Annotated in this window: 25 protein-coding genes, 2 tRNA genes and 1 riboswitch; of the genes, 8 read left to right on the top strand and 19 right to left on the bottom strand. The window is 62.9% G+C overall.

The features are described 5' to 3' along the window. The first annotated feature begins 70 nt into the window (after nucleotides 1-70). Nucleotides 71-1891: an AMP-dependent synthetase/ligase gene (locus HCR84_RS07575; RefSeq protein WP_166983484.1), complete on the top strand. Its 1821-nt coding sequence runs from the start codon at nucleotides 71-73 to the stop codon at nucleotides 1889-1891. A 74-nt stretch (nucleotides 1892-1965) separates the two neighbouring features. Here the strand turns inward: HCR84_RS07575 and def are convergent, their stop codons facing one another. The 3 genes from def to HCR84_RS07560 form a co-directional block, all read right to left on the bottom strand. Beyond that, on the bottom strand, nucleotides 1966-2457 hold the full coding sequence (gene def, locus HCR84_RS07570; RefSeq protein ID WP_166983483.1) for a peptide deformylase: 492 nt from the start codon (nucleotides 2455-2457) through the stop codon (nucleotides 1966-1968). Nucleotides 2458-2471: 14 nt separating this feature from the next. Then, nucleotides 2472-3971, bottom strand: coding sequence for a MinD/ParA family ATP-binding protein (locus HCR84_RS07565; RefSeq protein ID WP_235940836.1), 1500 nt, complete (start codon nucleotides 3969-3971; stop codon nucleotides 2472-2474). Between the two features lie 106 nt (nucleotides 3972-4077). After that, nucleotides 4078-7482 (bottom strand): pyruvate carboxylase, encoded by a 3405-nt coding sequence (locus HCR84_RS07560; protein WP_166983482.1) that lies wholly within the window; start codon nucleotides 7480-7482, stop codon nucleotides 4078-4080. A 76-nt stretch (nucleotides 7483-7558) separates the two neighbouring features. On the opposite strand from HCR84_RS07560, the gene HCR84_RS07555 reads away from it, so the two are divergent. Then, entirely contained in the window at nucleotides 7559-8401 is an 843-nt protein-coding gene (locus tag HCR84_RS07555; protein WP_166983481.1) for a ParA family protein, read from the top strand. 118 nt (nucleotides 8402-8519) lie between these two features. On the opposite strand, the gene HCR84_RS07550 is transcribed toward HCR84_RS07555, so the two are convergent. From HCR84_RS07550 to HCR84_RS07535, 4 genes are all read right to left on the bottom strand, one after another. Beyond that, on the bottom strand, nucleotides 8520-9065 hold the full coding sequence (locus tag HCR84_RS07550) for a MerR family transcriptional regulator (protein WP_166983480.1): 546 nt from the start codon (nucleotides 9063-9065) through the stop codon (nucleotides 8520-8522). Nucleotides 9066-9202: 137 nt separating this feature from the next. Then, the gene (ftsR, locus tag HCR84_RS07545; protein WP_166983479.1) at nucleotides 9203-9904 is read right to left on the bottom strand and encodes a transcriptional regulator FtsR; all 702 of its coding nucleotides are present in this window, start codon (nucleotides 9902-9904) and stop codon (nucleotides 9203-9205) included. Then, nucleotides 9904-10386, bottom strand: a complete 483-nt coding sequence (locus tag HCR84_RS07540) for an FHA domain-containing protein (protein ID WP_166983478.1) — start codon at nucleotides 10384-10386, stop codon at nucleotides 9904-9906. The genes ftsR and HCR84_RS07540 overlap by 1 nt, the downstream gene beginning before the upstream one ends. A 38-nt stretch (nucleotides 10387-10424) precedes the next feature. Then, nucleotides 10425-11042, bottom strand: coding sequence for a CDP-alcohol phosphatidyltransferase family protein (locus HCR84_RS07535; protein WP_235940835.1), 618 nt, complete (start codon nucleotides 11040-11042; stop codon nucleotides 10425-10427). 111 nt (nucleotides 11043-11153) lie between these two features. Between HCR84_RS07535 and HCR84_RS07530 the strand changes: the two genes are divergently transcribed. Together HCR84_RS07530 and HCR84_RS07525 are read left to right on the top strand one after the other, a co-directional pair. Beyond that, nucleotides 11154-12011, top strand: a complete 858-nt coding sequence (locus HCR84_RS07530) for an SGNH/GDSL hydrolase family protein (protein ID WP_166983477.1) — start codon at nucleotides 11154-11156, stop codon at nucleotides 12009-12011. 10 nt (nucleotides 12012-12021) lie between these two features. Further along, nucleotides 12022-12396: an RNA-binding S4 domain-containing protein gene (locus tag HCR84_RS07525; RefSeq protein WP_166983476.1), complete on the top strand. Its 375-nt coding sequence runs from the start codon at nucleotides 12022-12024 to the stop codon at nucleotides 12394-12396. Between the two features lie 10 nt (nucleotides 12397-12406). Here HCR84_RS07525 and HCR84_RS07520 read toward each other — a convergent pair whose 3' ends face one another. The 3 genes from HCR84_RS07520 to HCR84_RS07510 form a co-directional block, all read right to left on the bottom strand. Next, a complete protein-coding gene (locus HCR84_RS07520; RefSeq protein ID WP_166983475.1) occupies nucleotides 12407-13228 on the bottom strand; it encodes a PfkB family carbohydrate kinase in 822 nt (273 codons plus the stop codon). Then, on the bottom strand, nucleotides 13225-14025 hold the full coding sequence (locus HCR84_RS07515) for a YggS family pyridoxal phosphate-dependent enzyme (RefSeq protein ID WP_195706702.1): 801 nt from the start codon (nucleotides 14023-14025) through the stop codon (nucleotides 13225-13227). The genes HCR84_RS07520 and HCR84_RS07515 overlap by 4 nt, the downstream gene beginning before the upstream one ends. A gap of 49 nt (nucleotides 14026-14074) precedes the next feature. Continuing rightward, a tRNA-Arg gene (locus HCR84_RS07510) sits at nucleotides 14075-14147 on the bottom strand. Nucleotides 14148-14322: 175 nt separating this feature from the next. On the opposite strand from HCR84_RS07510, the gene HCR84_RS07505 reads away from it, so the two are divergent. Beyond that, nucleotides 14323-14976, top strand: coding sequence for a TetR/AcrR family transcriptional regulator (locus tag HCR84_RS07505; protein WP_166983474.1), 654 nt, complete (start codon nucleotides 14323-14325; stop codon nucleotides 14974-14976). Then, entirely contained in the window at nucleotides 14973-15812 is an 840-nt protein-coding gene (locus HCR84_RS07500; RefSeq protein ID WP_166983473.1) for a class I SAM-dependent methyltransferase, read from the top strand. The genes HCR84_RS07505 and HCR84_RS07500 overlap by 4 nt, the downstream gene beginning before the upstream one ends. A gap of 222 nt (nucleotides 15813-16034) precedes the next feature. Here the strand turns inward: HCR84_RS07500 and HCR84_RS07495 are convergent. Next, a tRNA-His gene (locus HCR84_RS07495) sits at nucleotides 16035-16107 on the bottom strand. 50 nt (nucleotides 16108-16157) lie between these two features. Next, the gene (gene orn / locus HCR84_RS07490) at nucleotides 16158-16778 is read right to left on the bottom strand and encodes an oligoribonuclease (RefSeq protein WP_166983472.1); all 621 of its coding nucleotides are present in this window, start codon (nucleotides 16776-16778) and stop codon (nucleotides 16158-16160) included. Nucleotides 16779-16875: 97 nt separating this feature from the next. Here orn and HCR84_RS07485 point away from each other — a divergent pair, with 97 nt between their 5' ends. Next, nucleotides 16876-17217, top strand: coding sequence for a metallopeptidase family protein (locus HCR84_RS07485; RefSeq protein WP_166983854.1), 342 nt, complete (start codon nucleotides 16876-16878; stop codon nucleotides 17215-17217). 57 nt (nucleotides 17218-17274) lie between these two features. Continuing rightward, the gene (locus tag HCR84_RS07480; RefSeq protein ID WP_166983471.1) at nucleotides 17275-18507 is read left to right on the top strand and encodes a serine hydrolase family protein; all 1233 of its coding nucleotides are present in this window, start codon (nucleotides 17275-17277) and stop codon (nucleotides 18505-18507) included. A 1-nt stretch (nucleotide 18508) separates the two neighbouring features. On the opposite strand, the gene HCR84_RS07475 is transcribed toward HCR84_RS07480, so the two are convergent. From HCR84_RS07475 to HCR84_RS07445, 7 genes are all read right to left on the bottom strand, one after another. After that, nucleotides 18509-19072 (bottom strand): nucleoside/nucleotide kinase family protein, encoded by a 564-nt coding sequence (locus tag HCR84_RS07475; RefSeq protein ID WP_166983470.1) that lies wholly within the window; start codon nucleotides 19070-19072, stop codon nucleotides 18509-18511. Continuing rightward, nucleotides 19065-19847, bottom strand: coding sequence for an energy-coupling factor transporter transmembrane component T family protein (locus HCR84_RS07470; RefSeq protein ID WP_166983469.1), 783 nt, complete (start codon nucleotides 19845-19847; stop codon nucleotides 19065-19067). Before HCR84_RS07470 ends, HCR84_RS07475 begins: the two co-directional genes overlap by 8 nt. Beyond that, nucleotides 19844-21316, bottom strand: a complete 1473-nt coding sequence (locus HCR84_RS07465) for an ABC transporter ATP-binding protein (RefSeq protein WP_244972592.1) — start codon at nucleotides 21314-21316, stop codon at nucleotides 19844-19846. Before HCR84_RS07465 ends, HCR84_RS07470 begins: the two co-directional genes overlap by 4 nt. Further along, a complete protein-coding gene (locus HCR84_RS07460) occupies nucleotides 21316-21939 on the bottom strand; it encodes an ECF transporter S component (protein WP_166983468.1) in 624 nt (207 codons plus the stop codon). The genes HCR84_RS07465 and HCR84_RS07460 overlap by 1 nt, the downstream gene beginning before the upstream one ends. 33 nt (nucleotides 21940-21972) lie before the next feature. After that, a riboswitch (TPP riboswitch) is annotated at nucleotides 21973-22082 on the bottom strand. A 35-nt stretch (nucleotides 22083-22117) separates the two neighbouring features. Further along, nucleotides 22118-22474: a spore germination protein GerW family protein gene (locus HCR84_RS07455; protein WP_166983467.1), complete on the bottom strand. Its 357-nt coding sequence runs from the start codon at nucleotides 22472-22474 to the stop codon at nucleotides 22118-22120. Between the two features lie 52 nt (nucleotides 22475-22526). Beyond that, nucleotides 22527-23783 (bottom strand): DNA polymerase IV, encoded by a 1257-nt coding sequence (gene dinB / locus HCR84_RS07450; protein ID WP_166983466.1) that lies wholly within the window; start codon nucleotides 23781-23783, stop codon nucleotides 22527-22529. A gap of 33 nt (nucleotides 23784-23816) precedes the next feature. After that, nucleotides 23817-24410, bottom strand: a complete 594-nt coding sequence (locus HCR84_RS07445) for a hypothetical protein (protein WP_166983465.1) — start codon at nucleotides 24408-24410, stop codon at nucleotides 23817-23819. Nucleotides 24411-24476: the final 66 nt, after the last annotated feature.

Below are 24476 nucleotides of genomic sequence, written 5' to 3'. Positions count from 1 at the left end.
CCCGTGAACACAAGCGTCCTCACTTTAGAGTAGAGGAAGCCGTACTCGCCCACGTACCGAAGGAGCTACAGTGGATCACCACACCGTGCCCGCTCTTGTCCCCGCAGATCCCGCTGCCAATGCAACTGATCTTCTTATCGACCGGGTCAAGGCAACTCCCGATGCTGCCCTGTTCTCTGTCCCCTCAGGAGACGGATGGTCTGATGTGACCTCCGCGGAGTTCCTGCGTCAGGTGACGGCACTTGCCAAGGGGCTCGTCGCCGCGGGCATTGCTCCCGGCGACAAGATCGGCTTCATGTGCAAGACAAGCTACGAGTGGACTCTCGTCGACTTTGCAACGTGGTTCGCCGGGGCAGTTCTCGTACCCGTCTACGACACGAGTTCGCCGTCGCAGATCCACTGGATTCTGAGCGACTCCGGCGCAACAGCCATGATCGTCGAAACGCCGGAGCACTTCTCGCGCTTTGATGAGGTGCACAGTGACCTCGGCGACGTCGGTGCGGTCTGGCAGCTGCATCTCGGCGACCTCGACAAGCTTGCGCTCAGCGGAACAGAGGTGCCAGACGAGGAGATCGAGCGGCGTCGCAGCCTGGCGCAGGGTTCCGACATGGCAACGCTCATCTACACCTCAGGCTCAATGGGAACTCCGAAGGGCTGCGTGCTCACGCACTCAAACTTCGTCGAGCTCTCCCGCAACGCGGCGGTGGCAATGAAAGAGGTCGTCGCACCGGGTGCTTCGACACTGCTTTTCATCACACTTGCGCACATCTTTGCACGATTCATCGCGGTGCTCGCCATCCACACGGGCGTGAAGGTTGGGCATCAACCCGACACAAGTCGGCTGCTCGAATCGCTCGGATCGTTCAAGCCAACCTTCCTTCTCGCTGTGCCGCGCGTCTTCGAGAAGGTCTACAACTCCGCGGAGCAGAAGGCCGAAGCTGGCGGAAAGGGGAAGATCTTCCGCACGGCTGCCGCGACCGCCATCGAATACAGCAAGGCAAAAGAATCTGGCTCCGTGCCGTTCGGTCTGAAGATGAAGTTTCTGCTGTTCGACCGTCTCGTCTTTGCCAAGCTCCGCGCAGCCATGGGCGGCAATGTGCGCTACGCAGTATCCGGCTCGGCACCGCTTGGGGAACGACTCGGCCACTTCTTTCATGCGCTGGGCATCACGATCCTCGAAGGCTACGGCCTCACCGAGACGACGGCACCGGCGACGGTGAACACACCATCCCGGTCGAAGATCGGAACTGTCGGCCCTCCGCTGCCGGGAATGAGCGTTCGCATCGCAGAGGACGGCGAAATTCAGGTGAAGGGAATCGACGTCTTCAAAGAGTATTGGAAGAACCCTGAAGCGACAGCGGATTCCTTCGACGACGGCTGGTTCTGCACCGGAGATCTCGGTGCCCTCGACGATGACGGGTTCCTCACCATCACCGGGCGCAAAAAGGAGATCATCGTGACGGCGGGGGGCAAAAACGTCGCTCCGGCCGTGCTCGAGGACCCGGTCCGCTCAAACCCGATCGTCGGGCAGATTGTCGTTGTCGGCGACCAGAAACCGTTCATCGCGGCACTCGTCACCCTCGACCCGGAGATGCTTCCCACGTGGCTCCAGAACAACAGCGAAGATGCCACGATGTCGGTGGCGGATGCTGCCCGCAACCCGGCGGTCATCGCCGAGGTTCAGCGAGCCATTGACACAGCGAACAGTCGCGTGTCGAGAGCCGAGTCCATTCGGAAGTTCGAAATTCTCGACACCGATTTCACCGAGGCCTCCGGACATCTCACGCCGAAGCTGAGTATCAAACGCAATGTCATCGTCGCAGACTTCGCCGACGCCATCGAAAACATGTACTCGACGCCCCAGCCGACGCAGGGACTCTCCCTCTCCTAGGAGGAGGCCCTTCCGACGAGAAACGAGAGCGGCGCGCCACGGCGGCGCCGCTCTCGTTTCTCGAGGCGTTCCGGTCAGAACCAGTCAGATTCCCTCACGCTCTTCATCGCAACGCGACGTTCGCCCTTTTCAAGCCGATCGAGGTAAAGGTAGCCGTCAAGGTGATCGACCTCGTGCTGCAGCGCTTGCGCGAGAACTCCCGTGCCCTCGACAGTGACGGGTTCGCCGTCCAGATCGATCCCCGTCACGCGCGCATAGGGATGCCGCGGGGTGGGATGCCACTGCTCGGGAACCGAGAGGCAGCCCTCGTCGATAAGCTCCTTGTCGCCGCGCACCTCAACCACCGTCGGATTGATGACGTAGCCAACGACGCCATCGACGTTATAGCTGAACGCACGCAACCCGACACCGATCTGATTTGCCGCCACCCCGGCTCGGCCCGGTTGCTGCACGGAGTCGATAAGGTCGGCAATGAGCGATCTGACGCCGTCATCAATCGTGGTGATTTCGGCACACCGAGATTTCAGAACAGGGTCCCCGAAGAGACGGATAGAACGTTCGGTCATGTGAGTGATCTCCCTCAGCCAGCGGTGAGCGTCGGGCGCTGCACCGGAATGCCATCGACGACAGACGCGGCCAATTTCCTGGCCGCGTGCTGGGTGACACCGCGAAGGGCACCGAACTCGATGGATGACCCCGAGGCCAGCGCTGGATCGTACGGAAGACGAACAACCGCGCGCACGCGCGAGGCGAAATGCGCTTCGAGCTCGTCAAGCTTCACAAGGCTCCGCGCGGCCGATCTGTTGTTGATCACCACGACGGCATTCTTCGCCAACGGGGCGTACCCGTTCGCCTCCAACCAGGAGATGGTCTCGGACGTGAGGCGTGCCTCATCGATGCTCGTTCCTGAAACAATCACGACGCTGTCGGCGCGCTCGATTGTTGCCCGCATGACATCGTGGACCATCCCTGTGCCCGAATCTGTGAGCACCATCGAGTAATACCGTGATGCCAGCGTTGCGACTGTCGCGTAGTCGTCGTCGCCGAATGCCGCTGTCGCCGCGGGATCAGAATCGGAGGCGAGAACGTCGAGCCGGGTTTCGTCGCGGGCCACAAGCGTCGAAAACTCGGTGTAGCCAGTGATGTCGTTCTTGCGGCGAATGACATCCCGAACCGTATAGTCGCTCTGTCCGCCGATACGGCCGAGAAGGGTCCCTCTGTCGGGATTTGCGTCGATGGCAATGACTCGGTCATCCCGAGCATCCGCGAGCGCCATTCCGAGGAGGAGAGAGACCGTCGTTTTTCCGACACCGCCCTTGCGGGTAAGCACGGGCACGAAACGAGCTGATCCGACGAACGGCTTCGCAATGCGGTGCGTCAGCTCCTTTCTCGCGCGCGCCTTCTTGCTGTCGCCGAGATTGATCAGATGGCCGCTTGCCGCGTAGAGCGCACGTTGCACAGCGCCGTCGGGGGCGCGGTTTCGCGAGCCTCGATCGTCGAGAAGCCGTTCCGCTGTGAGCATCTCAGCATTCTCGGCTCCACCATTGGGTGCGCGTCGCGCACTCATGCTCTGCGGAGTCGACTGCTCAGGCTCTGGCGCGGGCGTCGGTGAAGCCTCTGGCGCCTCGGGCTTCACGGCTGCAGCACGCGGCGCGGGTGCGCGTGACGGCGTCGCGGCGCCTGAGGGGGCGCCGGCGGAGTTCTTCGGCTTCGTCTGCGCGCTCTTCGTTGCCGCGCTCGCCTTCGCCGGGAGGGCCGGGCCTGTCTTCGGCTGCGCCGCGGCAGCCGACGATTTCGTCGCTGGCGCTTTCTTCGCTGGTGCGGGAGGCGAGGCTGGTGTTGAGGACGCCTGTGCCGGCGCGGCGGGCTCTTCCCGCCGCGGTGGAACAACAGCATCCGTCGTACTCACCGCGACATCGTCGAGAATCACATCGTCATCGTCGAGTTCATCATCACGGGATGCTGGAATGGTGACGCTGATCGTCTGGCTGCGCAGGTGCTGCTTCTCGGCAGACTCGGCGAGCGGCGCGTCGCCACTCGGCGTTTCAGCCTTCTCGATACCGTCATGCTTCGAGGGCATGGTGATAGTGCTCCTTCGGGTTGTGGCGATGACTCACGCCAAGATAATCCGTGAACAGTGTAATGACCAGACGGGTGATCAGCCGATTCAGGGGGTGGAAAACCTCTCAGGATGCGGCGACCGCAACGACGAGATCACCCGACTCGACCTGCTGCGGGGAGTTGATGGCAATCCGATCGACAGTCCCCGAGATCGGGCTGGTGATGGCTGCCTCCATCTTCATCGCCTCGATGGATGCCACGGCCTGTCCCGCTTCGATCGAATCGCCCTGGTTGACTTTGACGGTCACGACTCCCGAGAACGGCGCGGCGACGTGGCCAGGCACGTTTGCGTCTGCCTTCTCCGCCGCCTTCGTCGCGACGTCGACGGAACGATCTCTCACGAACACCGGGCGCAGCTGCCCGTTGAGAACAGCCATGACCGTGCGCATTCCCTTATCGTCTGGCTCGCCGACCGCTTCAAGCCCGACATAGAGCCGCACTCCTTCGGCAATCTCCACATAGGTCTCGCGACCTTGCTCGAGACCATAGAGATAGTCAGCGGTTTCAAGCACTGACAGATCGCCGAACAGTTCACGCCGCTGTTCAAACTGTTGTGTAGGCGCGGGGAACAGCAGCCGATTCAGCGCGCCACGCCGTTGCGCTGGTGTGCCCTCAAGCTGCGCTTCGTCGTCAGTGCTCAGCGGCGTGACGCTGATCTTCACCTCTCTTCCGCTCAGCACCTTCGAGCGGAAGGGCTCGGGCCATCCGCCCGGCAGCTCACCAAGCTCGCCGGCCATGAACCCGACGACGGAGTCCGGTATGTCGTAATTGCCCGGGTTCTCGGCGAAGTCGTCGGGATCGGCGTGAACTGCCGCCAGGTGGAGCGCGAGGTCGCCCACGACTTTTGACGAGGGCGTCACCTTGGGCACGCGACCGAGAATCGAGTCTGCCGCCGCATACATGTCTTCGATCAGCTCGAAGTCGTTCTCGAGTCCGAGGGCGATTGCCTGCTGCCGCAGATTTGAAAGCTGGCCTCCGGGAATCTCGTGCTTGTACACACGCCCGGTTGGACCAGACAGTCCCGACTCAAATGGCTTGTAAAGGTGCCGCACGGATTCCCAGTACGGTTCCAGGTCAGACACGTTGTCCAGCAACAGGCCCGTGTCCCGCTCCGTGTGTGCGAGCGCGGCCACAAGGGCAGAGGCCGAGGGCTGACTCGTCGTGCCCGACAGAGGCGCGGAGGCAACGTCCACCGCATCCGCACCTGCCTGTGCCGCCGCAAGCAGCGTTGCCAGCTGTCCGCCCGCCGTGTCGTGCGTATGCACGTGCACGGGAAGATCAAAGCGTTCCCTCAGAGCCGAGACAAGCGTTGCCGCGGCAGCTGGCCTGAGCAGTCCCGCCATGTCTTTGATCGCGAGAATGTGCGCGCCCGCCTCAACGATCTGATCCGCGAGGCGCAGGTAGTAGTCCAGAGTGTAGAGATCTTCGTTCGGATTCAGCAGGTCGCCGGTGTAGCACACAGCGACTTCTGCGACTGAGCGCTCCGTGGCAAGCACAGACTCGATCGCTGGGCGCATCTGCGCGACGTCATTGAGTGCGTCGAAGATGCGAAAGATGTCGACGCCTGTGCGGGAGGCCTCCTGAACGAATGCGTCGGTCACCCGAGTGGGATACGGCGTATACCCGACGGTGTTGCGCCCTCGAAGAAGCATCTGAATTGCGACGTTTGGCAGCGCACCTCGCAGGCTTTCCAAGCGCTCCCACGGGTCTTCTCCGAGGAAACGCAGCGCGACATCGTACGTGGCGCCGCCCCACGCTTCGACAGAGAGGAGCTCGGGCGTGAGTCGAGCAACGTACGGCGCGGCACGAAGCAGCTCCTTCGTGCGCACTCGGGTTGCGAGAAGAGACTGGTGTGCGTCTCTGAATGTCGTATCGGTCACCGCGAGGGCCGTCTGGTCGCGGAGATCGATGGCGAAGTTGCGTGGCCCGAGCTCGAGGAGCTTCTGGCGCGACCCGGCGGGAGCATCGAGCTGCAGATCGACGTTGGGGAGCTTCTCCACCGGATTGATTCCCACGGGGCGCGGCCCATTCGGCTGGTTCACCGTGACGTCGGCCAGCCAGTTCATCAATTTTGTTCCGCGGTCCTTAGATGTGCGGCCCTTCAAGAGCTCAGGGCGCTCCTCGATGAACGAGGTGCTGAGGTCGCCTGCGAGAAACGAGGGATCGTCAAGGACTCCCTGAACAAAAGGAATGTTTGTCGCGACGCCGCGAATCCGAAATTCTGCAAGGCCCCGGCGCGCACGCGCGACAGCGGTAGGAAAGTCGCGGCCACGGCACGTCATCTTCGCGAGCATGGAATCGAAATGTGGGCTGATCTGCGCGCCCGGGTTGATCGTGCCGCCATCGAGGCGAATTCCGCTGCCGCCTGGCGAACGATACGTTGTGATCTTCCCTGTGTCCGGCCGAAACCCCTGCGCGGGGTCCTCCGTCGTGATTCGGCATTGCAGGGCGGCGCCCCTCAACGTGAGCGACTCCTGCGACAGCCCAAGGTCGTCGAGATTCTCCCCCGAGGCAATGCGCATCTGCGACTGCACGAGGTCGACGTCGGTGACTTCCTCCGTCACGGTGTGCTCAACCTGAATTCGCGGGTTCATCTCAATGAATACGTGCTCGCCCGCTCGCTCACCAGCGGTGTCGACAAGGAACTCCACGGTCCCGGCATTCACATAGTGAATCGACTTCGCGAACGCGACAGCGTCACGGTACAGCGCCGACCGAAGCTCGTCACTGATGTTTGGGGCCGGAGCGATCTCGACAACCTTCTGGTTTCGCCTCTGCACGGAGCAGTCGCGCTCGAACAGGTGAATCGTGTTTCCCTCGCGGTCAGCGAGAATCTGCACTTCGATGTGCCGCGGCCGAATGACCGCCTGCTCCAAAAACATCGTCGGGTCGCCGAAAGCACTGTCTGCCTCGCGCATTGCCTCGGCCAGAGCAGACGCGAGCTCCTCCCTCGACGCGACGCGACGCATGCCGCGCCCTCCCCCGCCGGCAACGGCTTTGGCGAAAAGCGGGAAGCCAACCTCATCGGCGCTCTCAAGCAACGTGTCGATATCGTCAGAGGCTGGCGATGAGCGCAGAACGGGCACTCCCGCCGCAATCGCGTGTTCTTTCGCCGTCACCTTATTTCCCGCCATCTCCAGAACCGACGTGCCCGGTCCGATGAACGTGATCCCTGCTGCCGCCGACTTCTCGGCAAGTTCCGGGTTCTCCGAGAGGAATCCGTAGCCGGGGTAAATGGCGTCGGCGCCCGCATGCCGTGCGACGCGAATGATCTCGTCGACATCGAGATAGGCGCGAACCGGATGCCCGGGCTCGCCGATCTCGTACGCTTCATCTGCTTTCAGACGGTGAAGCGAATTTCGATCTTCATACGGGAAAACAGCGACAGTGCGTGCCCCAACCTCGTACGCCGCTCGGAACGCCCGAATGGCGATCTCACCTCTGTTGGCAACGAGAATCTTTGTGAACACGCGATGTCCTCTCTGGCCGGGTAGTGCTCAGCCAACATTTAGGTTCTCCAACCTTAGTAACGGTAACGTATTGACTGTGCACGTATTAAGCGTCAGCAGCCTCAAGGGCGGCGTCGGCAAAACCACAGTCAGTCTCGGACTGGCATCTGCCGCGTTCGCTCGGGGTGTCCGCACGCTTGTCGTCGACCTCGACCCGCAGTCCGATGTTTCGACAGGACTCGACATCGCGCTGGCCGGCCGGCTCAACATCGCAGACGTCCTCACCTCTCCCAAGGAGAAGACGGTTCGACAGGCGATCGCACCGTCTGGCTGGACGACGACGCACCCGGGCAAACTCGATGTCATGATCGGCAGTCCGTCTGCCATCAACTTCGACGGCCCTCACCCCTCGATTCGCGACATCTGGAAGCTCGAGGAAGCCCTTGCCTACCTCGAGAATGAGTACGACCTCGTGCTCATCGACTGTGCCCCGTCGCTCAATGCGTTGACGCGCACGGCGTGGGCGGCAAGCGACCGCGTCAGCGTTGTCACGGAGCCGGGACTGTTCTCGGTTGCCGCTGCCGACCGTGCGCTTCGGGCCATCGAAGAGATCAGGCGCGGCCTCTCCCCTCGACTGCAGCCGCTCGGAATCATTGTGAACCGCGTTCGCAATCAGTCGCTGGAACACCAGTTCCGCATCAAAGAGCTCCGCGACATGTTTGGGCCGCTCGTTCTCAACCCTCAGCTTCCTGAGCGTACGTCTCTGCAGCAAGCGCAGGGCGCGGCCAAGCCACTTCACATCTGGCCTGGCGACAGTGCGCAGGAGCTCGCGCACTATTTCGACCAGCTTCTCGAACGCGTGCTTCGCACAGGCCGCGTCGGTGAGTACGCTGACAGTCCCGCTCGCGACGAGCCAGAACCGATCGAACCCGTTTCCTGACGCGGTTTCGCGCGACATACCCCGGCGTGGCTTCGGGTGACGCACTCAGGTCGAATTCCGACGCACGTCTGAGACCAGACGGCCTGCGTTCCGTCAACGCACGGGGTTCCTAACCCGCTCAGGCACTCCGCGCAGCACGTCGAGCAGCAAGCTCATCGAGCGGGTCAGGCGCCTGCGGGTCAAAATCGACAAGCGTTGTCTCGACTTCGCGCAGCACCTTGCCGACGGCGATGCCAAAGACTCCCTGCCCGCGGCTGACGAGATCGATGACCTCATCGTTTGATGTGCACAGGTAGACGCTTGCGCCATCACTCATCAGCGTCGTCTGTGCAAGATCGTGAACTCCAGCCGCGTGCAGCTGATTAACCGCCGTGCGGATCTGCTGCAGCGAGATTCCCGTGTCGAGCAGTCGCTTCACGAGCTTGAGAACGAGAATGTCTCGAAAGCCGTACAGACGCTGCGTACCCGAGCCAGACGCACTGCGCACTGTGGGCGTGACGAGCCCTGTGCGGGCCCAATAATCCAGCTGACGATAACTGATGCCTGCTGCGCGGGCCGCGACCGCACCGCGATAGCCGGCGTCGGCGTCGAGGTCGGGCAGTCCGTCGGTAAAAAGAAGGCCAAGGTCGTAGCGAGCGGTATCGTCGCGGCTCAGTTCGCTCATCGTTCTCCCTTGCTCCTTTCGCACGTAAAGCTGTGCGTGCTCCCTACGCTATCGACTCACAGTCCGGTTCCGTTCGACATCCGCCTCAAGAGGATCGGCGTGTCGGGTTTGGGAGCAGCTGTCACCACAGTCTAAGCCTAGGGAGCGATTCGACCTAGAGCCGATCGCACGAGACTTGCCCGCACAGACTCCAGATTTCCCGCGATATCTCCGGCGAGTTCCGCCGCACGCGCCTTGCTCGCCGTGTCTCGGCGGCGAACCATGGGCCGCAGCGCGCTCTCGATGAGGTCCACCTCGCGCGCAGCAGCCGTTCTGAAGCCCCTGAGGTGCCGAGGTTCGATTCCGCATTTCTGCAGCGCGACGAGCGAGGTGAGCATCGTCAGGGCGTCGTCGCCATACGACTCCCCCGGTTGAATCAGCGACGCCGACACGGCTTCTGCCAATAGCGACGGCGGAGACTGAGCTTCGCGGAGAAGCTCGCTCTTCTTGTACCGCTTTCCGCCGGGAATGATCGTCGGCGTCGCCGCACCGTCCGGAAGTCCCGGGAATGCCGGAGACCGTCCGGCGTCAAGCTCTGACAGGTACGACCGAATGACCTTCAACGGCAGATAATGATCCCGCTGCATCGACAGGATCAGCCGCAGTCGTTCCACATCGCTCATGCAGAACTTGCGATAGCCACTCGACGTTCTCGATGGCGAGACAAGACCCTGCTCTTCGAGAAAGCGGAGCTTCGAATTCGAGAGATCTGGAAAATCAGTTCGCAGTCGCGCAAGAACCTGTCCGATGTTAAGGAGTTGCGCCCCCGGTGCCTGCGACTTGGCCGCCCCCGCAGCCACTAGCTTCCAGTCGACGTTCGCAGGTCGCGACGCGACGCGTAGAACGTCAGGCGGTACTTCCCCACCTGAACTTCCGCGCCGTCTGACAGCAGCGCGGTGTCGATGCGCACGCCGTCAAAATAGGTTCCGTTGAGTGAGTTGAGGTCAGCGATCTCGAATGTGGTTCCTGACCGATGAAATTCAGCGTGGCGGCGTGAGACCGTGACGTCGTCGAGGAAGATATCTGCCTCGGGGTGACGGCCAACTGTCGCGATGTCGGAGTCGAGAAGGAAACGTGCTCCCGAATTGGGGCCGCGTTGCACGACGAGCAATGCCGATCCTGACGGCAGAGCGGCTATCGCCTCCTGCTCCTCGCGCGAAACAGAGGCATCGAGGCCGGCAAGCGCATTGCTGAAGTCTTCGCCATAGCCGACTGTCGTGTCATTCAGCCCACCACCTGAGTGATCATCGGGCGTCGAGCCGCGCTTGATGACACCGGTCATAGGGAAATTGTTTTCGGGTTGGGGCACCGTGGTCCTCCTCACATATCCAGCGTATCTGATGAACCAGACTCTGGAACAGACCGGTCATGAATCATTCGTCGCGTTTGAATAATGTAGATGATTCCAGCCGCCCAGTACAGCACAGCTCCGAGCAGCGAGAAGCCGAGGGCGATTGGAAGGACGGCATCGCCGATTGTCGGCACCGCCGCTGACAGCATCAGGAGCGGCAGACCGACGAAGAGAGCCGCCGTCGCCGCTTTTCCCGTCTTCACAACGGGCAGCGCGCCGATGCCGTGTTTGGCGAGCACTCCCCCTAAGACGAGAAGCATGATATCGCGAGCGATGATCACGACTGCGAGCCAGAAGGGGATCAGATCGCGCCACCCGAGGCCAAGCAGCGCGGCGACGATGTACAGCCGGTCAGCTGCCGGGTCGAGAATCTGCCCGAGCCGGGTCACCTGATTCAATCGACGCGCGAGAAACCCATCGAGAAAATCGGTCAGTCCCGAGACTGCGAGCACGATGAGCGCGGCAACATCGTTTCCCTCGACAAGAAGGATGAGAAACACGGGTACAAGACCCAACCGCAGAAAGCTCAGCAGATTGGGAATCGTCACGATACGATCGCTGACCTCGTCATCCCTCGAATTGCCCACGGGTCAAGTTTAGCGATTCTGCCTCATGAACCCCTCCACGCGCGCACGACCCCCAGGACACGGGTAGTTCTCGATTCGGGGAAATCGCCCGCGCGTGCGTACCCTATATATATGACTCGAAGGAATGCCGACCGACGCGTGCGTTCCGTTCAATGGAAGATCGCCACAATTCTGGCGTGCGCAGTGGTGACGGCATCCATTGTGACCGGTGTTTTGGCGGCAGTGAAGCCAACGGCTCCCCCTTCGGTCACCGTGGCGCAGCAGGATCCGAACGCCGGTGGCTCAGCCGTGCTCGCCTCGGCGCGATTCGGTGACGCATGGAGCAGAATCAACGACACGACAACCCCGTTCGTCGTCACCGTGGCCGGCGACTCAACGGGCAATGCCCCCGGCGAATGGGTGGATCGCGCATTTCACACTCTTGCCGACAGGCTGTCACGCCCCCTCGTCATTCATTTCTGGAACGAGCGCACTCACAAATACGATCTGACGTCCCGCGCCGACGGGGCTGCCGATTATGCCCCGATTATTGTCTGGAACGGTTCGGCTTCGGGCACAACTCCCGCGTACTCACTCAAGCATCTCGACCAGCTCATGCCCGAGCAGCCGGATACCGTTATCATCAACCACGGTCTCAACAACGTGCGCAATCCCGCCGGTGCCGCTCCCGAGATTCAGGCATTCCTGAAGGCCGTCGAAGCCCGGTGGGACGAGACGATCGGCTACGCGGTGATTCTGGAGAATCCGCGATTCGACAGGTGGAAGGAGCCGTTCGAAGACGTTGTCGCCAGCATCACCGACTGGGTTCAGCCGCTCAGCAATGTGCTGCTCATCGACGTGCACGAGGCTTACCTGGAGTCGGACAACCTCAACCAGCTGCTCTTCGATGATCAGCTGCATCCCAATCCGGCCGGGTCGCAGTTCACCGCGGACGTTGTTCTCTCGGCGATTGCGGACGCGGCCGCTTAGACTCGGTGCGATGGAAACAACAGGCTCGGTGCGCGTCGACAGCTGGCTCTGGGCCGTTCGGCTCGCAAAGACCCGCTCGGCGGCGACGACCGCGTGCAAGGGCGGGCATGTGCGGGTGAACGGCGACCGCGCGAAACCAGCTCAACGCGTCAAGCCTGGCGATGAGGTGCGTGTCAGGCGCAGCGGATTTGAGCGCATCGTCACCGTGACAAAGCCGATAGTCAAGCGCGTCTCGGCGGCAGCCGCGGCCGAGTGTCTGATCGACAGCACTCCCCCGCGACCGGCGAAGACCGAGGCTCCTGCCGCGGTCGTGCGCGACCCAGGGGCGGGGCGTCCGACGAAACGCGACCGTCGTGCGATCGAGAAGCTGCGCGGCCGAATCTGACCTGACCGCGCTACCCTGGGATGCCCTCGGCGCGCCGAATCGCATCGGCGACCGCCGATCCCGCCGCTTCCGCCGCATCATAGACGGAATCTCCGGCGAGGAGGCGCACAATCACCGTTGCGGCGAAGATGTCCCCCGCGCCCTTTGCCCGTGTGCGGATTCGTGCATGCCTGGCCGTCGCAGATCCGCCATCGGTGATGATGAGGTTTTCGACCGTGGCTTTGCTGCTTCCGCCAGCGCTCGTGACGATCACCCACCCGCCCTCGGGGCGCAGCTGTGACGCGGCCTCTGTCATCGAGGCGGCGGCGTCAACGACGGCATCCGTCATCAGTCCGAGCTCGAAGCGGTTGGGGGTGAGCCCCGCTGCGAGAGGCAGCAGATGGGCGCCGTAGGATTCGGCGACGGCGGCCTCGGTGTACATTCCCACATCATCATCGCCCATAGCCGGGTCGACAACGAGCTGCACGTCTGGTGCTCTGTCACGAAGCCGAGAAAACCACTCTGAAATCATTCGCGCCTGCCCCGCATGAGCCAGATAACCCACCAGAACATATTTCACTGAGTGCAGCGCATCAAGCTCGAGCAGGTCATCGAGGATGCCGGCGAGCCACTCATCGGGAAGTGCACCCCCGTGCAGCCGCGGGTAATGCGGGAGTGTTCCGAGAATCACTGTGGGAATGTGAACGCAGCGGTACCCGGCTTCGGTGAGCACCCGCACCGTCGCCGTATTTCCGACGGCTCCGTACGCGACTTGCGAGCTGATCACGACAGCATCAACAGGACGCCTGTCCATCTCCCAGCCGCTCGTGAGCACCGTCGGCTCCGTGGTCATGCGGAGGCCTCCGCACCGCCTGGGCCCGTCGGCCAGTAGTAGCTGTCGGGGAGGGCGCGCGAGCCGAAGATCGCCTGGCCGACGCGCACGGTCGTGGCCCCTTCGTCAATGGCCGCCTCGAAATCGCCCGACATTCCCATGGAGAGCCCCTCGGGGTGCAGCCCGCCCGGCGCTTCGGCGCAGACCCGATCGCGCAACTCGCGCAACACAGTGAAGCACCGTCGAACGCGTGTCTCTTCCGCGCTGAAGACGGCAAGTGTCATGAAGCCCGCGATGTTGAGTCTGTCGAATGTCGGCAGCCGCCGCACGAATTCCTCGGCATCCGCGGGTTCGAGCCCGAACTTGCTCTCCTCACCAGAGGTGTTCACCTGAACGTATACGTCGAGGGTGCGATCTTCGAGGTCGAGTCGACGTTGCAGCGACTCAGCGAGACGGATGCTGTCAAGAGCGTGGAACTCTGCCGCAAACCGTGCGACGTACTTCGCCTTGTTCGTCTGCAGGTGTCCGATGACCGCCCAGTCGAGCTCGTCGATGTCAGCGAGATTCTCTGATTTGCGCAGCGCTTCCTGCACCTTGTTCTCGCCGAGCAGCGTTGCGCCGGCGGCGACCGCCAGACGAACGCGCTCTTCGGGCACTGTTTTCGATACAGGAAGCAGCCGTACGTCCTCAGGGGCGCGTCCCGCGGCGCGCGCCGCCGCGTCGATGCGAGCACGAACCTCGCTGATGTTCGCGGCGAACTGCTCTGTCGTCTCTGCGGTGGGGTATGCCGACGAGATGGCATCCGGTTGGTCAGTCACGCCAATGCGCTCACATTTCTGCCCGATACTCGGGCCCGTCGTTTCTCTGTGCCCCCGGCAGGATTCGAACCTGCGACCAAGAGATTAGAAGGCTCCTGCTCTATCCCCTGAGCTACGGAGGCGGGCGCACTCAGAATACCGCAGGCCCGCGTGCGATGTGGAATCGCCGCGTCGACACGTCGCAGCGTGCGGGATGGAAAGACCCGTTATACCAAGCCGTTCGACGCGCTCTCGGATTGACGTAAGTCGAGAAAGGGGTGAAACTAATAAGTATCTGGTTACTTATTAGGAGTTCACGTGACGAATCACCTCGCTCGACCTCGCCGCACCAGGGACGCCGCCCGCACGACGGCTCAGATACTCAGATCCGCGCAGACGGAGTTCTCCTCGAGCGGTTTCTCAGGCGCACGGGTCGACCGCATCGCTCTCGATTCAGGCACCAATAAGGCCCTGCTCTTCCAGCGATTCGGCGACAAAGCGGGTCTCTATGCTGCCGTGTTGGAGAGGGTTCGCCACGATGCCTCCGCTGCGCGAGCCGCGTTCGTCGCCCGTGTGACGTCGACGGACAAGCCGCGCTCTTCGACGCAGTTTCACGAGGTTGTGCGAAAGCTCGTGGAACTGAACATCGCCTTCTTGGTGCAGCATCCCGAGGCTGCAGCGATACTGCATTGGGAGCGGGCATCCGGGTGGGTTGCCTTTCGTGAGGCCGCGCTCGACTCCATCGACGAGCCGGGCTCGGCACTTCTCGCTCTGTTCGAGGATGCCGCCGAGCACGGCTGGATCCAGTCAGCGCCGGCGCCCGCCGTTCAGCTCGCGATGACCTTCGACGTGCCGCATACCCACTTCGCCTCCCGGTTGAGAGATGGCAGGCCTGTTGCAAAAACGGCCGAATGGGGATTTGTCTCCGGGTTCGTCGCGGACGGTCTGGTCACGCAGGGAGACGCCCGATGAACAGCGTCTCCCCACCCGAACTCACCCCCGTTGAGAAGACCATCTACCTCACGGTGGTCTCGCGCGCCCGTGATGCGCACTCGCGTCAACCGATCCTGGGCGACTCCTGGTCTGTGTGTGTTCGCGATGGTGTCGACTACGACTTCGACGCGCTCCGGATGCCGGAGAAAGAGAAGTTCACTGTCGCGATTCGCGGCAAACAGCTCGATGATTGGTGTCGGGACTTCATTCGGCGTCATCCAGATGCCGTCGTGATCGAGCTCGGATGCGGCCTCGACGATCGCTCGCGGAGAATTTCACCTCCTGACGGGGTCGATTGGTACGACGTCGATTTCGACGCCGTCATGAACTTCCGCTCCCGAGTGTCGATCCCTCGTTCCTTGACCGGAACAGTGCACGAGGTGCGTGGCGACGCGACCGAGGGGAGCTGGGTCAACGAATTGCCGAGCGGTCGGCCGGTATTCGTCATAGCCGACGGCTTCATTCCGTTCATCCAGACGGACCGCTTGAGAGCTCTCGTCCGTCAACTGATCGGCCATTTCCCTTCCGGCGAGATTGGGCTGAACGGGTACACGACGCTCGCTGCCCGACTCCTCAAGAGAATCACGGCGATGAAGACGATCGGTCTGATGCCCGACATGGGGGCGGCGTTTGATGATCCGCGAACACCCGAGCTTTGGGACCCGCGCCTGCGCCTGGCAGAAAGATCCATGCTGAGCAGGTCACCCTATGTCGCACGGATGCCGGTCGGGCAGCGGATCGCCTGCCGGGTGCTCAATTGGTTTCCCGCCCTTGCCGCGAAGAGCGACGCCGGGGTGCTGCTGTACCGATTTTGACTCGACGTGGCGCATGGCAAGGCCATGACCCGGGCTGCCGAAGCCAAGAAAGGCGAGTCCACACCGGCTCTTCAGAATTGACGGTGTAGTCGGGTGTGGCACGTCGTTGCGGGGATACGTGTCGAAGTCTTCCCATGATGGGAGCGCTCAAACTTCCGCTCTGACCAGGGAAACTGCGAAAGTAAACCGGCCCCAGTACCGAAATACTGGGGCCGGAACCTGGGTGAGTAACGGGACTTGAACCCGCGACATCCGCCACCACAAGGCGGCGCTCTACCAGCTGAGCTATACCCACCATGCGCTGCCCTTCACGTGGTGGTGAAGAACAGCAACCCTAAGAGTGTATTACACCTTCGGAGTGGTTTGCGACTCGAGCGACTGCGCCGCTGCCTTTGCCTCGTCGGAGGTCGGCCCCGGCTCCGAGACAAACACGATCTGCCGGTAATACTGCAGCTCGCGGATCGACTCCAGAATGTCGGCGAGCGCCCTGTGCCCACCGTCTTTCTTCGGGGCGTTGAAGTATGCGCGCGGGAACCACCGGCGCGACAGCTCCTTGATCGACGAGACATCCACATTGCGATAGTGCAAGTGAGCGTCGAGACGCGGCATGTACCGCGCGAGGAATGCTCGGTCGGTGCCGATCGTGTTGCCGGCGAGCGGCGCTTTGCGCTCTTCGGGCACGTGCTTCTGAATGTACTCGAGCACCTGGTATTCGGCGTCAGCGAGGCTCACACCCTCGGGGATCTCCTCGAGCAAACCGGAGCTGCGGTGCATCTCAGTGACGAAATCGTTCATGTTCGACAGGGCTGAGTCGTTCGGTTTGATGACGATGTCGAAACCCTCGTCGATGATATTGAGATCGAAATCCGTTATGACGACCGCGACCTCGACCAGTTCGTCGACAGAAACGTCGAGTCCAGTCATCTCGCAGTCAATCCACACCAAGTGGTCGCTGAGATTGCTCATATCCCCATGCTATCCGTCACGGCAGACGCACGACGCTGCCGCCGTCACGCATAGGCTGGAACTGACACGACGAGCAAATGAGGTGGCTGTGTACGAGATGAGTGCTGACGAGTTTGAAGAACTGGTCAGCGACGAGTTCGATCGACTTCCAGACGACATGCTGTCTGGGCTCGATAACGTGGCGATTTTCATCGAAGACCTTCCGGAAGACGGTTCGCTGTCGCTGCTCGGCCTCTACCACGGGGTCGCGCTCACAGAGCGAGGCCAGTATGGCTTCGGTGAGCTGCCCGACACCATCAGCATCTACCGGCTCCCGCTGCTGTCCATCGTGAACGACGAAGAGCAGCTGCGCGATCAGGTGCACGTCACTCTTGTGCACGAAATCGCACATTTCTATGGCATTGGCGACGAGGAGTTGCACCGACTCGGCTGGGCGTAGCCTCGTGTGCCCGTCGCCGCGCTAGCCTCGAATCACACGGATTGCTAAGGGGTGCAGATGCGGGTGTTGCGCGGTTTCGGAATCTTCGCCGGCGTGCTCGTCATTCTTGCCGTCGGCCTGTACGGGCCGGTCACGCTTCTCGCGCCGCTCCCCGATGCAGACATGTCTGTTCACCATGTCGAACTCGACAGCACAGGAACACCCCCTGCCCTCCCCGAGGTCGGTGCGACGGCGATCGCCGATTCGGCAGAAGGGCCCGTGCTTGCGCAGTCGGGCGAGTCAGAACCGGTGCCCATGGCGGGGATCGCCAAGGTTCTCATGGCGCTCGTCGTTCTCGATGCCAAGCCCATGACTCCCGAAGGCGACGGCGAGACTGTTCCCATCACGTCGCGGGACTTTCTGCGCTACAACGACTATCAGGATGCCGGTGCCCGCGCCGTCACGGTCTACACAGACGACACATGGTCTCAACGCGCCGTTCTCCAAGCCGTGCTTCTCGGCTCGAGCAACAACCACGCAGATACCCTCGCCGCGTGGGCATTCGGCTCGGTCGATGAGTATGTCGATGCGGCGACGGCCTGGCTCGACGACGCCGGGCTCGACGACACCTCGGTTGTCGACGCGACAGGCCTGTCGGCTGACGACGTCTCGACGGCATCCGATCTGTCGCGCCTCGCCGCGCTGGCCATGGCGAATCCGGTGATTCCCACGGTTCTTACGCAGGAGGTGTCCGGAATCGCGAAGACCCGCGGAGTGGAGAACACCACCGCGTACATGGCCGATCGCGGGGTGACGGGGATCTCACGCAGCTTCACAACGCAGGCGGGAATCTGCCTGCTCTTCGCAGCCACCGTCACCGTCGACGACGCCGAGTACACGTTCTACGGCGCACTTATTCGCATGCCCGACTGGAATTCTCTCGACCACGCAATGGACGCTCTGATGAGCAGCGCAGAGAAGGGCGTGCACACGGGCCCGGTTCTACCCGCGGACACTCCCGTCGCCACGTTCACAACGCCCTGGGGCGAGAAGGCCACCGGGGTGATCGGCTCGTCGGCGACCGCAACGCGCTGGGTCTCCGGAAGGCCGAGCGTTCAGGTGAAAACCGACGGTTTCGCCCTCGCGACCCAGGGCGACATCGTCGCGACGGCAACGGTCTCTGAGGGCACATCTGTTGTGGAGATTCCCGTGAAAATCGACAGCACGATCCAGTCACCTGACGTGCTCTGGAAGCTCGGTCACCCGTTCACGCTCATCCCCGCATTCTTTGGTCAGTTCTTCGGCGACTGACTCAGTCATCGGCCCACAGCACAAGGTCGGCCAGGGTGCGCGGGTGGTGCCGGGATTCAAACGCCTCCATCTGAGCGGTCCATTCATCCCAGTGAGCGTCGAATCCCCCACGGTCTCGCTCAAGTGCACGCCGCTTGCGAGCATCCGGAGCCCCGTCGAGCCACACCCGAAGATTCGCTCGTGCGGCATTGCCTCGCGTCAGAACTCCGCAGCCTTCGATGACGAGAGACGTCCCCAGGGCAACATCGTGCCACTCAGCCAGACGCTCGGCGTGCCAGTCGTAACGCCTCCAGCGACCGGCGACACCGTGACTGAGCGGTTCGAGCAGGTGGGTTTCAACGTGCTCGCCCGCCTGTGCGAGCCCTCCCCAGCCGGGATACACGTCGTCCATGCGCACGAGCAGCGGCGCCTCGCCAGGCCACGCCGCGACAACGGCATCCGCTGTCGTCGACTTGCCAGCACCGGATGGACCGTCAATCAGAATGATCGGATGCCGCGGCAACTGTGCGGCCGCCGCGGCGATGGCTCGGGCATTGCGGGTGACGCGCGCCGGTTGCTCAGCCAATGACGAAGCTCCACGTCCCCGCGAGAACCGCGCTCGTCACCGCAGTGCCCGCGATCAGCACTCCGATGGCAACGAGCACCGTCTCCGGGCCCCTGAACCTGGATTCCCTTGCCCACGTTCTCTCGGTCTCGGCCCCAAAGCCCTTCGCCTCCATCGCCGTTGCGAGTTTGCTTCCCCTCCGAATTGCCAGAACAAGAAGCGCGAACGCCTGCGCAGCAAAGCGCCTGATCGCGCCAGTATCGGCGACGCCACGGGCGCGACGAGCTTGGCCCATTGCGCGCCAATCGTCGATGAACAGTCCGATCATGCGCATGCCAGCCAGCGCTCCCAGCACGAAGCGCGCCGGAAGCTTCAGCACCTGTGAGAGACCGTCGGCGAGCTCAGTTGGGTCAGTCGTCGCCATGAGAACAACTCCGGGAATGCCGATCGCGAGAACTCGCAGCATGATCGCAACGCCCAACAACAACGAGCCTTCGCTGATCGTTGCGATGCCGAACCCCAGCAGCTCGCGCCCCGAGTCTTCTCCATACAGAATCGTCGTGACCGCCGCGAACGGGGCGGCAAACCAGACGGGCGCCGTGCGAACCCAGAACGATCGGGCGCTCAGCCCTGCGAAGCTGACGAGCGCCAGCGTCAGCACGAGTGCGATAGACGCAGACACGATGTCGACGGACAGCAGCAGCGTGATGCTGACCACGAGCGCGGCGATCAATTTGGCAACCGGATTGATGCGCGCAACGAGCGAAGGCGCGATGTGCGGAGTCATCGCCGTCATCGCAATACCCCCTGCGGACTTCCCAGTCGAATCGTCTCGTCAGCGAGGGCGCCGACGAGCGGCTCGTCGTGGGTCACCGCGACGACGCATGCTCCGTCGTCAACGAGGCCGCGAAGCAGAAGAACGAGCTCTCGCCAGGTCTGCGAATCCTGCCCGAACGTCGGCTCATCGAGCACGAGCATACGTGGGCGCGACGCGAGCACCGTCGCGACCGAGAGACGCCTCTTCTCTCCCCCGGAGAGCGTGAACGGATTGGCATCGGCCACGTGCTCGAGTCTGAGCCTTTCGAGCAACTCGCTCGTGCGCTGTTTCACCTCGTCGTCGCTGTGACGCAGTGCTCGTGGGCCGATGGCGAGCTCGGTGCTCACATGACCAGTGAGAAACTGATGCTCGGGGTGCTGGAATACCGTGCCGATGCGCGTGAGGAGGTCACGCGACCTCCATCGTCGCGGCTCGGCGCCACGGCCATCAGCAAGCGCGGGCGCTGCATGAAGCACACCGGCTGCCGGACGCAGGAGTCCAGCGATCGTCAGCGCGAGCGTGCTCTTGCCTGCGCCGTTGACACCCAGAATTGCTGTCGTCGTGCCCGCATTGAGCTCGAACGAGAGACCGGATGCCGCCACGACGGGCTCCTTCTGTCCAAAAGGCGAGCGCCCCACCGCGAGTTCGTCAGCCCGCATCAGAAGCTCACCGCGTGCGCGCGAAGGCGACTCGGGAACTCGGGGCGGATGCTCCGGAATCCAGATCCCTCGCGCAGCAAGGTGGGCGCCCTGCGCCACGAGAACATCCCGCGCTTCGCCATCGGCGAGCACGCCGCCTCCCGGTTCGAGAACGACGGCGCGCGTGGCGACATCGCTCCACACGGCGACCCGGTGCTCAACGACGACAAGAGTCATTCCCGTCTCGCGGGCCACCTGCGCCACAACGTCACGCACCTCACGGACGCCTTCGGGGTCGAGGTTGGCCGTTGGCTCATCAAGCAGAAGCAGCCGCGGCTTCATGGCGAGAATTCCCGCGATGACAAGCCGCTGTACCTGCCCTCCGGACAGCCGAGAGGTGGGATGGTCAAGGGGCACGTTCAGACCGACGGCATCCAGTGCCCATCTCACGCGCCGCCAGATCTCCTCACGGGGCACACCGAGGTTCTCGCACGCGAACGCGACATCGTCGCCAACGCGCGCCATGACGATCTGGCTGTCGGGGTCCTGAAGTACAAGGCCGACGACGCCGCGCGAGTCAGAGGGGCTGCGGCCATCCACGACAATTGAACCGGTCTGATCGCCTTCGTCGTCTCCCCCGAGCACCCCGGCAAGCCCGTGCAGAAGCGTGGACTTTCCCGCGCCGGAAGCGCCAAGAAGCAAGACTCTCTCGCCCGGTTCGATCGTCAGATCGAGACCCGCAATTGCGGGCCGAGCGCGCCCGGCATGGGTCCATCCCCAGCCGTGTGTGCGAACGTGCGCGCCCGACACTACGAGGCCTTCCGCCGCACCTCGCGACCGGCGGCGAAGCGGCTCAGCGCACCCGCCGAGGCGAGGCCGCGCATCGCTGCCCACGACAGCAGTCCGGCGATAAGCACACCGGATAGTGCCGCGGACACATAATAAACCGCTTTGAACGCCGGGTCGAGAACGGCGTAATCGGTGAATGTCGTGTCGAGGAAGGCCATCGCGAGGCCGGCGCCGAGCCCGGAAAGAAGTGCAACGTACAGCCGGTAGCTGCCATAGAGGAACGCCGCGAAGACGATCTCAGCGCCGAGCCCCTGAACGAGTCCCCAGATGAGAGTGGAAAAGCCCCACTGACTGCCGACGAGCGCGGACACCACAGAGGCAACGAGCTCCGTGAACAGCGCGGCACCCGGCTTGCGGATGATCAGCCCGCCGAGCACACCGGCAAAGAGCCAGCCGCCGCCGAGCAGCGCGCTGAGTCCCGGGGTGACAGCGAGCGGCAGACTGAGCGGCCCGTATGCGACGTTCCAGAAGAGAAAGATGACTCCGGACGCCACGCCGATGATGCTTGCGACGACGATGTCGACAACGCGCCAGCGGAACTTTCGCTGCGTGGATGTCGCGGACGATGAATTTAATGTCTGCACTTACGTGCCCCTTTCACGTGGGAATTGGGCACGGGTATTGAGATTGTCACTCCCTGCGCTGGCATGACCCAGATCAGGTTCGACGGTCGAAAGTTGAGAACTTTCCTCTCAGCCCGGCTCACCGGACTCCCGTGTTAAGCGCAAGTATAGCCGCTTGCGTGCGGCTCGCGGCGCTCCGCTACTTCTTGAGGGCTTTGATGATTCCTTTGAGCGCGGCCCCTGCGACGCAGACGAGGGGAACTCCAACGGCAAGAAGGGAGATCAGGTTGGGCTCGAAGCGAACCGTGTCGCCCGTGCGGATGTATGCGCCGACGGGCATGCTCATGCCGCCGCCTCCGCCGCCACCACCCTGGGCTCCAGCACTCTTCTCACCCTTGAGGTCGCCCGTTGCGTCGCCCTCCCCTGCGCCGAAGCCATACGAGGCAAGCGCCACCGGGACGATCTTGACGCCGTCGATGTCGACGACGTCGCCGTACACCGTCGTGACGCCGACGGACTTGAACTTTTCTGCGAGTTCCAAGGCTACGTTTCCCATGTGCCCACGCTATCGCGCATTCGCCCGTCTGCACAGACGTCGACGGTGACTCTCAGGTGCCTCGCCGCCCGGGGTGCCGCGTTCCGCCCGCTGTCGAGGGTCGGGGGGCGAGAAGGGACGCCGATGTCACGGCATCCACTCCAAAACGTCCCCGCAGCTGGTCGACGGTGCTCTCGGCGTCGCGCCACTCATCGTCTGGGTCCCAGAGACTCATCGATGGGGCCCCCTCCGAGAGTCGCTCAGCGCGAACGCCGATCAGTCGAACCGGCCTCCCCCTCACCTCGAGTTCGCGAAACAGCTCAACGCTCGACTCATAGAGCCGGCGAGCGACGCTTGTCGCCTCGGGAAGGCGACGTGACCGGCTGAGCGTCGTGAAGTCACTGTAGCGAAGCTTGAGCGCAACACCGCCTGCTGTGACGCCAGCTGCGCGCAACCTCGCGCCCACGCGATCGCTCAGCCGAAGAAGCTCCCGTTCCAGCGTTGCCCCGTCGACGACGTCATCGTGAAAAGTGACCTCATGACCGATGCTCTTCTCGACATGCTCCGTTGCGATCGGGCGAGGGTCTCGGCCTCGTGCGAGCTCCTGGAGTCGCATCGCTGTCGCGTCGCCGACCGCAGAGCGCAGAGCGCCGATGGGGATCTCTGCCACGTCGGCGACCGTCCGCAGGCCGAGACGCTGCAGGGCCTCTTCGGTCTTCCCTCCGACGCCGGCCAGCGCTCGAATCGGGAGCGGACGAAGAAAATCCTGAGTCTGCGCGGGGGGAACGACAAGAACGCCATCGGGCTTCGCCATTCCCGACGCCAGCTTTGCAATGAACTTCGTCTCTGCCGCTCCGACAGAGCACGTGAGTCCCGTGTCGTCGTACACCCGTTGGCGAATCAGCCGAGCGATGGATGCCGGGCTTCCGAGAAGACGTCTGGCACCGTAAACGTCAAGAAATGCCTCATCGATGCTCAGCCTCTCGACCAACGGCGTGATGTCGTCGAAAAGGCTCATCACACGCATTGAGTAGCTGCGATACAGCTCGTGTCGCGGGGGCACGACAATAGCCTTGGGGCACAGCTGCAGAGCGCGCGCCATCGGCATTGCCGAGCCGACACCGTACGCTCGCGCTTCATATGTCGCTGTCGTCACCACGGAGCGACCTTCGCGCCCACCGACGATGACAGGCTTTCCCCGCAGCTCCGGGTGATCGAGCAGCTCAACGGAGGCAAAGAAGGCATCGAGATCGACATGCAGAATGTGCGCGCCCGTGTCGTCAACGTCGTCATCGGAGACACGGCGGGCGCGACCGTCTTGACGTGACATGCGCCCATTCTCTCGCACCCGTCTGACAAATCGTCAGACCAACGCGACGACCAGAGGGAGCAGCCATTCTGTAAAGCTCTTCGCGTCGTCTCGCAGTGTTTCGCTGACGACGATCGTGTCGGGCGCGACGACCCAGGCGCCCGACTCGGCAAGCGGTAGAACCGCGAGATCGAGACGAAACGATGTCGCTTGCCGTCTCAGCTCAAACTGTCGCTTCTGCACGAGGCCGTACACATCTGCGAGTGGATGCTCGCGCACCTCGACCGCCTTGAGGTACTCGAAGCGGCGCAGGCGCGCCCACTCGATTGCGCGATCGTAGCCTCGGTACATCGCCTCCTGCAGCTCAAGCGCACGATCGAACGTTGCGAAATGCGGTGGCCGCACTTCGCTGATGAATGGCCGTGTCTCGAGAGGAACGATCCCAGCCCACCAGCCGCGCCATTGCGCCGCGAGCGGCGCGGCATCGATGTCTGAAACATCGATCGAGCCGACGTCGGGAATCGCCCGTGGAAGGTCGGGGGCGCAGGTGTTTTCGAGCCCGGCAAGATCTCTCAGGGCAAGGGCAAGGAGGAGGTCCCACGGACAGTCTTCCGTGGCCTGCCAGCGAATCGTGCCCTCGACGAGCATGCTTTCATGGTAAGCCGCCGGAGCAGCGCGCACCAGACCTCGATGTCGAAACGCGCTGGCGGCAGC

The organism is Paramicrobacterium fandaimingii (assembly GCF_011751745.2).
Taxonomy (GTDB): Bacteria; Actinomycetota; Actinomycetes; order Actinomycetales; family Microbacteriaceae; genus Paramicrobacterium; species Paramicrobacterium fandaimingii.
The sequence above is the reverse complement of the archived record's forward strand: the minus strand, read 5'-3'. Positions and strand labels throughout refer to the sequence as shown.